The sequence below is a fragment of the Peptoniphilus sp. genome, assembly GCF_050943655.1.
GTDB lineage: Bacteria > Bacillota > Clostridia > Tissierellales > Peptoniphilaceae > Peptoniphilus_A.
The window spans coordinates 1-8,437 of sequence record NZ_JBMNPQ010000062.1 but is presented as its reverse complement, the minus strand read 5'-3'; the positions used below and the strand labels follow the sequence as shown (position 1 = coordinate 8,437).

General features: G+C 30.7%; 6 protein-coding genes and 1 pseudogene. 4 read left to right on the top strand and 3 right to left on the bottom strand.

The window, feature by feature from the left end; all coding sequences use genetic code 11:
• The 3 genes from lepB to hemW all read left to right on the top strand — a co-directional run.
• On the top strand, positions 1 to 555 hold a 555-nt coding region (lepB, locus tag ACOX6R_RS06235), incomplete at its 5' end, for a signal peptidase I (protein ID WP_433448376.1).
• A 43-nt stretch (positions 556 to 598) separates the two neighbouring features.
• Positions 599 to 2,410: a translation elongation factor 4 gene (gene lepA / locus ACOX6R_RS06230; protein ID WP_433448374.1), complete on the top strand. Its 1,812-nt coding sequence runs from the start codon at positions 599 to 601 to the stop codon at positions 2,408 to 2,410.
• Positions 2,397 to 3,536, top strand: coding sequence for a radical SAM family heme chaperone HemW (gene hemW / locus ACOX6R_RS06225; protein ID WP_433448378.1), 1,140 nt, complete (start codon positions 2,397 to 2,399; stop codon positions 3,534 to 3,536). Before lepA ends, hemW begins: the two co-directional genes overlap by 14 nt.
• Before the next feature lie 201 nt (positions 3,537 to 3,737).
• Here hemW and rpsT read toward each other — a convergent pair whose 3' ends face one another.
• From rpsT to ACOX6R_RS06210, 3 genes are read right to left on the bottom strand one after another with little or no spacing between them, the layout of a single operon-like run.
• On the bottom strand, positions 3,738 to 4,007 hold the full coding sequence (gene rpsT / locus ACOX6R_RS06220; protein ID WP_433448372.1) for a 30S ribosomal protein S20: 270 nt from the start codon (positions 4,005 to 4,007) through the stop codon (positions 3,738 to 3,740).
• 58 nt (positions 4,008 to 4,065) lie between these two features.
• Entirely contained in the window at positions 4,066 to 5,079 is a 1,014-nt protein-coding gene (gene holA, locus ACOX6R_RS06215; RefSeq protein ID WP_433448370.1) for a DNA polymerase III subunit delta, read from the bottom strand.
• A complete protein-coding gene (locus ACOX6R_RS06210) occupies positions 5,051 to 7,186 on the bottom strand; it encodes a DNA internalization-related competence protein ComEC/Rec2 (protein ID WP_433448368.1) in 2,136 nt (711 codons plus the stop codon). Before ACOX6R_RS06210 ends, holA begins: the two co-directional genes overlap by 29 nt.
• Before the next feature lie 223 nt (positions 7,187 to 7,409).
• Here ACOX6R_RS06210 and ACOX6R_RS06205 point away from each other — a divergent pair.
• Positions 7,410 to 8,437, top strand: a pseudogene (locus ACOX6R_RS06205) (alanyl-tRNS synthetase); the annotation flags it as partial.

Sequence of the window (8,437 nt, the reverse complement as noted above, 5' to 3'; positions counted from 1 at the left end):
CTTCATTATATTTATGATAAAATAGGTATTATTGGAGATGATTATTTGAAAAAAAGTGAAGGCTTGTCCTTTTTTATTACGATTTTAATTGCAGTAATTATTGCACTTTTTATTAGAAATTTTATTTTTAACATAGCCGTTGTAAATGGCCAATCAATGGAACCAACTTTACATGAAAAAGATAAGTTAATTTGTCTTTCATACAGACGCTTCACTGATGTTAAGCCAGGCGAGATAGTTGTAATTAATCCACCTAATGACAACAGAAGCTTTATCAAAAGAGTAATTGCAAAAGGCGGAGACACTATTGAGTTTAAAGACGGAAGAGTCTTTGTAAATGGCAAAGAACTTGATGAAAATTACACTTCATCTGATATTACTTATTCCGACATCGATAAATTTACTTTAAAAGAAAATGAATACTTTGTAATGGGAGACAACAGACTCCCAGGTAAAAGTGAAGACTCAAGATATTTTGGACCAATTGATAAGAAAAGAATAAAATCTGTTGCTTTTTATAGAATTCTTCCTTTTGACAATAGAGGAAGACTTTAGAAAGTAGTTTATATTTATAATAATAAATTTAATGGAGGTAACTTTGAACAATCAGGAAAATATTAGAAATTTTTCTATAATCGCACATATCGACCATGGTAAATCTACACTTGCCGATAGATTAATTGAATCTACAGGAATGCTTACAAAAAGAGAAATGGAAGCACAAGTCCTAGACTCCATGGACCTTGAACGCGAACGCGGAATCACTATTAAATTAAAAGCCATTAGGCTAATTTATAAAGATGATAGAGATGGAAAAGAATACATTTTAAACTTAATTGACACACCAGGACACGTCGACTTCAACTACGAAGTTTCAAGATCACTTGCAGCCTGTGAAGGAGCAATCGTAGTAGTAGATGCTTCTCAAGGTGTAGAGGCACAAACTCTTGGCAATGTCTACCTTGCAATTGACCAAGACCTTGAACTTGTACCAGTAATTAATAAAATTGACCTTCCTAGTGCAAGGCCAGAGGAAATCAAACTTGAAATTGAAGATTTAATCGGTCTTGATACAAGTGACATTCCACTAATATCTGCAAAAGAAGGCATTGGAATAGATGATGTCCTTCATCACATAGTTGACGATGTGCCTCATCCTACGGGAGATCCAAAAAAACCTTTAAAGGCTTTAATCTTTGACTCAATTTATGATTCTTACTTAGGTGTAATCTGTCACGTTAGAATTGTTGACGGCGTAGTTAAACCTGGCGATGAAATACTAATGATGGCAACAGGCAAAACTTTTGAAGTTGTTGAAGTTGGTGTAATTGCAAATGGACACATCACCCTAAATTCCCTTTCAGCAGGCGAAGTTGGATACATCACTGCATCAATTAAAAACGTAACTGATGCGCGTGTTGGTGATACAATAACTCATGTCGATAACCCAACAGATGAGCCAATGCCTGGATACAAAAAAGTTGTTCCAATGGTGTTTTCTGGAGTTTATCCCGGCGAAGGTGAAGAATATACAGAAATCCGCGATGCTTTAGAAAAATTACAAGTAAATGATGCAGCTCTCGTGTTTGAACCAGAAACTTCTGCTGCACTTGGCTTTGGATTTAGATGCGGCTTCTTGGGTCTACTTCACATGGAAATCATACAAGAAAGACTTGAGAGAGAATTTGATCTTAATATAGTTACGACTGCACCATCAGTAATCTATAAGGTTATGAAAAAAGATGGGGAGCTATTGGAAATTCAAAACCCAACTAATTTGCCAGACCCAACTGAAATTGATTTTATGGAAGAGCCAATCGTTAAGGCGGAAATCATGACTCCAACTGACTATGTTGGCGCAGTTATGGAGCTTTGTCAAAATAGGCGTGGCGTCTTTAAAGATATGCAGTATCTTGAAGAAACAAGAGCCCTAATCACATATGAAATGCCACTTAACGAAGTTATTTATGACTTCTTCGATGCATTAAAATCAAAAACTCGCGGTTATGCATCTTATGACTACGAACTTTGTGGCTATCAAGAGTCAAAACTTGTTAAACTTGATATTTTAATTAACGAAGAATTAGTCGACGCGTTTTCAATTATCGTTCACGAGTCCAACTCTTATCAAAGAGCTAGAAAGATTTGTGAAAAATTAAAAGATGTAATACCAAGACAACAATTTGCAGTTCCAATTCAAGCTGCAGTTGGAAATAAAATTATAGCAAGAGAAACTATAAGAGCTCTTAGAAAAGACGTACTTGCTAAATGTTACGGCGGAGATATTTCAAGAAAGAGAAAACTTCTTGAAAAACAAAAAGAAGGTAAAAAGAGAATGCGTACTGTTGGAAACGTAGATATTCCGCAAGATGCTTTCTTGGCAGTGTTAAAATATGATGAAGAAAATTAATACTGGAATATACATTCATATTCCCTTTTGCGAGAGTAGATGTCACTATTGTGACTTCTGCTCTTCTATTATTAATGAAGAAAATGTAAAAAAATATTTTGAATACTTGCAAAAAGAAATTGATTTGTATAAAGATATTTTAAAAAATAGAGTAATTGATTCCATATTTATCGGCGGAGGCACTCCATCTTCTGTGGACGAAAAATATATTGGAGAAATCTTAGAGAAACTAAATAATTTTGAGATATCAAAGGATGCAGAGATTTCTATTGAATCAAATCCAAATTCGCTGAGCCTAAAAAAGCTGCGTGCTTATAAATCCTTTGGCATAAATAGAATTTCAATTGGCGCGCAGTCTTTTAATGACGATATTTTAAAAGACATTGGAAGAGTGCACAATAAATCTCAAATTTTAAAAGCTGTAGAAAATGTTAATGCCGCTGGAATTAAAAATTTTAACTTAGACCTCATGCTCGCCCTTCCCAACCAAAAAATGGAAGACATTTATGAGTCTATCGAAGAAGTTAAAAAGCTTAAATCCACTCACATCTCCTACTACTCCCTCATTCTAGAAGAAGGGACTGTTCTATATGATAGGTACAAAAATAACGATAAGGCTTTCGCCGATGAAAAAAAAGATAGAGAAATGTATCATTATGTAGTAAATTCTCTAGAGGCGCTCGGCTACAAACAATATGAAATATCAAACTTTGCAAAAGAAGGATATGAATGTCGCCACAATTTAAAATACTGGAAGCTAAAAGATTATATTTCCTTTGGCCTTTCAGCTTCTTCAAATATTTCAAATACTCGCTACACTAATTACTATAATTTTCTAGATTATTATGAAAAAATAGATGAAAATAAAAAACCAATTGGATTTAAAGAAGATTTGTCTATAGACGACAGATTAAATGAATTTATAATTATGGGAATTAGATTAAACGAAGGCATAAATGTTAACGAGATAAACGAAAGATTTAATATTGACTTTGAAAAGAAGTATAGAAGTGCAATTAAAAAAAATATAGAGAGTGGTTTATTAGAAAAGAAAGATGACAATTATAAATTGACAACTCTTGGAAGAGACTTGTCAAACTCCGTTGAATTAGATTTTTTTATTTAAACTAGTAATATTTAAAAAGGATGGCTCCAAATATTATAGAGTCATCCTTTTTTATGTAAATTAATTTTTATATCTTTTAATTTCTTAAATCTCAACTAATGCTATAAAATAAAATTAAATTTTATATACAAAACTCTCAACAGAAAGTTTCTCCAAACTTTACAATAAAGAAAAAGAGAAACTTTCCCGGGAAAATTTCTCTTAGCCTGCAACCTTTTGATTAAGCTTCTTTGCTAGTCGACTAATTTTTCTAGAAGCTTGTTTTTTATGAATTACATTTTTATTTGCTGCTTTTTTAAGTTTTTGGTCAGCAACGATTAAAAGTTCTTTTGCATCGTCAATTCTATCTTCTTCAATAGCTTGGTTGAAGTTTTTAATTGCATTTTTCATTTCAGTTCTAACTGGTTTATTTCTTTCAGTGTTTCTTTTTGCAATATCAATTCTTTTGATAGCTGATTTAATATTTGCCATTTTTTCACCTCCAAATAATTTAACGCATTTGCTATTTTACCATGTTTTTTCCAATAATTCAAGCCAATTTTACACAATATTTAACTATTAATGTTTCCATTATAACTTTTTCATCAATTGATGTAGTTTTGAAGAGTTCGTCAGTCTTAATTAGCTCATCATAAAAATCCACTAAGAATTTTTTGTCGAAATTTTTGGCATTTACTGTAATTTTTTTAAATTCAAAATTCTTAACACCAATCATATTCATTATCTCGAGGTTTGAATAGCCCTTGTCCCTCAAGGACACAAAAGATAAAAAATTTCTAACTTGTCTTACAATCATTGTAAATATTTTTAAGACTGGCTCATTTAATTTATATAAATTATCCATCTCCACAAGTGCAAGATTTACATCTCTTTTCATCATGGCGTCGAGAAAATTAAAAATATTCGTGTCGATTCCTTCTGTAATGGAAGAATTTATATCATCTTTTGAAATTACACCAGTACTATTTAAAGAAACCAATTTATCCAATTCAGACTTGAGATCAAGTAGAGTAATCTCTTCGTTTCTAGAATTATAATTCGACTCTTCAATTAAGTATTGGATTTCCGATGGATTAATCTTCTTCCCTTTCCTGATGAAATATCCCTTAATAAAATTAGACAGATCTTTGTTATTAAGTTGTGGGAACTCCATATCTCTGTTTAAATTTTTGAAATATTTAAAAAGCTTCGTGTTCTTTTTAATATTTGATCTGTCCCAGAAAATTAGAATTACAAAATCAGAAATGTTGTCCAAAAAATCGTAAAAATCTTTTTTAAGATCATTTTCACTTATAAAGTCCACAACATCTTTTACTATTACAACTTTTTTATCGCTCATCACGGGATAAGTTTCGCACGCACTTATTACATCAGATGGACTGATATTCTTTCCATCGAGCTTAACCAAATTAAAAGCCGCCGTGTCTTTTACATATTTTACTGTCAAGTATTTAATTGCATTTTCTATTAGATACTTCTCCCTGCCATAAAACAAGTATGCACCAGAGTGAGTATCATCTGAGTAAATCTTCTTGTAATTCATAATGTTCCTTTGCACAAATATATAGTATAACGCTCTTTAATATTATAACAGATAGTGCCAAAAAATTAATTTTTGTTTTCTCGAGAAAATAATTAAGATTGACGTTTCCCCTTTTATCCTTAGAAATTATTATTTCACCGCAGTCTTTTGTGTTATAAATTTTTGTTCCAAAACTTTTTAGCCTCTCGATAACCTCATCGTGAGGATGTCCATAGGGATTGTCTACACCTGATGAAATTATTGCAATTTGTGGAGAAGTATTTTCCAAAAATTCTTCACTTGTTGAGGTTTTTGATCCGTGATGGGCGACTTTTAGAATGTCAATATCAGCATCAATATTTTTCTCAACTTCTTTTGAAATATCTCCAGCAAAAAGAGTCCTTAAACCTTTATAATCGAGAACAAATACAAGAGATCTATCATTTGGATCGCTGTAATTTGTCTTTTCATTATCACTTAAGACTTTTAATTTTATATCTCTATTTAAAATAATCTCGTCGCCTTTATTTAAAATTTTTAAATTGGAATGCTTACTTGCACTTTCCAAAACTTCAACATCTTCTGGAAGATATGAAAAGAAAATATTATCTACTTTATAATTTTTTAAAATCTTTTCTAAATTTCCAGCGTGATCCTCATCAAAGTGCGAAATAAAAATCGCATCTAATTTGTGGACGCCATTATGATTTAAAACTGGCTGTAAAAATTTTTCGAAAGTTTTATTTTCATACCTTGCGCCGCCAGTATCAATTAAATAATTACTGCCTTTGTAGCTAATAAGAGATGAATCTCCCTGCCCCACATAAATATGTCTTTCAAAATAAGTATTGTAATTTGAGATTATTTCAAAGCCTGTGCCAATTAAAATTGTGACGATGTATAAGAAAATTACCACTCTATTTTTACTGATCAAACTCTCTTTTTTATCTTTATAGAAAAATACTAAGATAGCAAAATAAAAAAGTCCCATTAAGGTGAAATTAATACTTAAGTTATCGATAGATAAAAATCTCAAATTTAAAATAATTGACTCGAAACCGTAGAGACTGTTTAAAATAAAATTAGCTGAGAAACCAATAATATTTGGAAAGATTCCAAAGCTCATTATAAATCCAAGCACAATCACAAGCGAATAAATTGGAATTATTAAAATATTTGCAATAAAAACCAGAAGGCTCACACTTCCAAAAATATAGGCAAGTACTGGAAATAAAATTAATAATACTGATGCCGTAATAAGTAGTGACTTAGTTATTTTGTTATCATCTGCTACATAACTTTTTAGTCTTGGATATATAAATAACATTCCAAAGATTGCACCGTAGCTTAAAATAAGTGAAGTCGAATAAATGGACATTGGATTTACGAATAAAATAATTCCAAGACTTATGAAGAAAATTTCTTTTGGATTTAAATCTATTTTTAAATAAAAACTTAACTTATATAAAATCAGGAACAAAAATGCTCTAAGGACTGAAACAGGTGCTCCAATTGCAAAAATATATATTCCGATAAGGACCAATGTAATTAAGTCAGTAAGTCTTTTTCTCCCAGTTAATTTTATTAAAATTATATTTAAAAAGGAAGATAATATTCCAATGTGAAGACCAGAAACTGCAAGTATATGACTTATGCCAAGAGACTTAAACCTTTCGCTTTGATAGTCAAAAAGCTCGCTCCTATCCCCCAGCACTATTGATTTTAAAAGACGTGTATTTCTGCTATTTAAATATTTATCAAAAATTTTGTTGGCATTATCTATGTAAAACTTTGGAACTTTATAGATCCTATTTCCAGAACTAATATCTTGACAATTTTTTATTTTTCCAATCGAATATATTCCCTTCGATTTAAAATTTAAATTGGAATTGAAGTTTCCCTCGTTCATGGAAGGAAGAGGCTTTTTGAAATCCCCAGAAATTTTATAAACATGGCCAAGATTGAGCTTGTCAAAAAATAAAATTTTAGTCTTAAACTCTTTCCCATTTATGTACTTTGTTTTTATTATTGATTCATCGGACTTAGAAGAGACTACAGTACCAATAATCTCGCCGTCAAAACTATTTAAATCATAGTCCCTATTTCTATAATTTAAAAACACTGCCATAAAAATTAATGGAAATATATAAAAATATTTGTAATCATAAAACTTATATAAAAAGATGCAAAAAATTATAGCAATGATTAATATGTAAATAATATTTTTAAATAACGCGCCGGCTAGCGTGCCAAAAATAGTGGATAGAAAAAACATAATATCACCAACTCAATTATATCTTTTTTAGAGTATTTTTCCCACTTTTATGATAATATTATTTCTGGAGGTTTTTATGACAAGCACGATGATTAATCCTTATAGAAAAACATACAAAGTTGAAATAGTAGATAAAATTACAGAGAATGAAAAAGTTTATGGAAAACTCCTTCACTACCCTGCCTTTATGGGAAGCATAAATGTTGAAGGCGACGAGTTTAAAATAAACGGCAAAGAACCTGTAAGATACAAAAATAATTCTGAGTTTTATTTAATAGATAATGACCTAGACTATGTTGAAGTTAGCATCAATTGGAAAAAGAGACTGGGCATTATGCAACAGAATCTTTCCAATGCACTCTTTAGACATTTCATTGAAAAGAGCACTGATTTTGAAATTTTAAATTATAAAGTAAATGAACGCGGATCTTATGTTGACATAAAGGCAAAAGATTTGAGATTTTTGACAATGAATAATCTAGAAGAGATGACTAATTACGCCATAAGTTCTAATTTAAAAGTTGCAAGTGTTGAAGGCGGAATTGAAATTGACGGCATAGGCAAAATATATTACGAAGGCCCATCTCTTGCAAGAACTGGCGAAGCGGCAATATTATTTATTAGAAATGTCTCCAAAAAAGAAGATTACCTAAGAATTTACTTAATAGCAGGCGAGGCAGCTTTTAAATACGCAAAAGGCGCATTAAATAACCTAAACAATATTAAAATGTATCTCGGATCTAAAAATTTAAGCGAAGTCTTTTCCGATGTGAAAAAATTAAAAAGTGGAATTTATATAGAAAAAGAAAACACATCTGAAGAAAATATAAAGACAAACGAGAATACTTATTTAAGCACAAGCGCTTCTCACGAGAATGAAAACATCAAAGACTCAGATGTTAAAGAAACTGAACCAGAAGAAAATCTTAAAACTTCAGATGATGAAAATAAAAGTCTAGCTGATGAAAATAAAAATATAGATGAAGAGAATAAAAATATAAATGAAGAATCTTCTAAATTTATGAAGTCTCTCCCTAAAGAAGATAATAAAGATAATGTAGAAAATTTAGATAAGTCACTCGAATCTCCCAATAAAGAAGAAAA

Excerpts from the sequence above, each read along its gene's own strand:
- hemW (WP_433448378.1), top strand. The coding sequence starts at position 2,397 with ATGAAGAAAATTAATACTGGAATATACATTCATATTCCCTTTTGCGAG.
- rpsT (WP_433448372.1), bottom strand. The coding sequence starts at position 4,007 with ATGGCAAATATTAAATCAGCTATCAAAAGAATTGATATTGCAAAAAGA.
- holA (WP_433448370.1), bottom strand. The coding sequence starts at position 5,079 with ATGAATTACAAGAAGATTTACTCAGATGATACTCACTCTGGTGCATAC.
- ACOX6R_RS06210 (WP_433448368.1), bottom strand. The coding sequence starts at position 7,186 with ATGGCAGTGTTTTTAAATTATAGAAATAGGGACTATGATTTAAATAGT.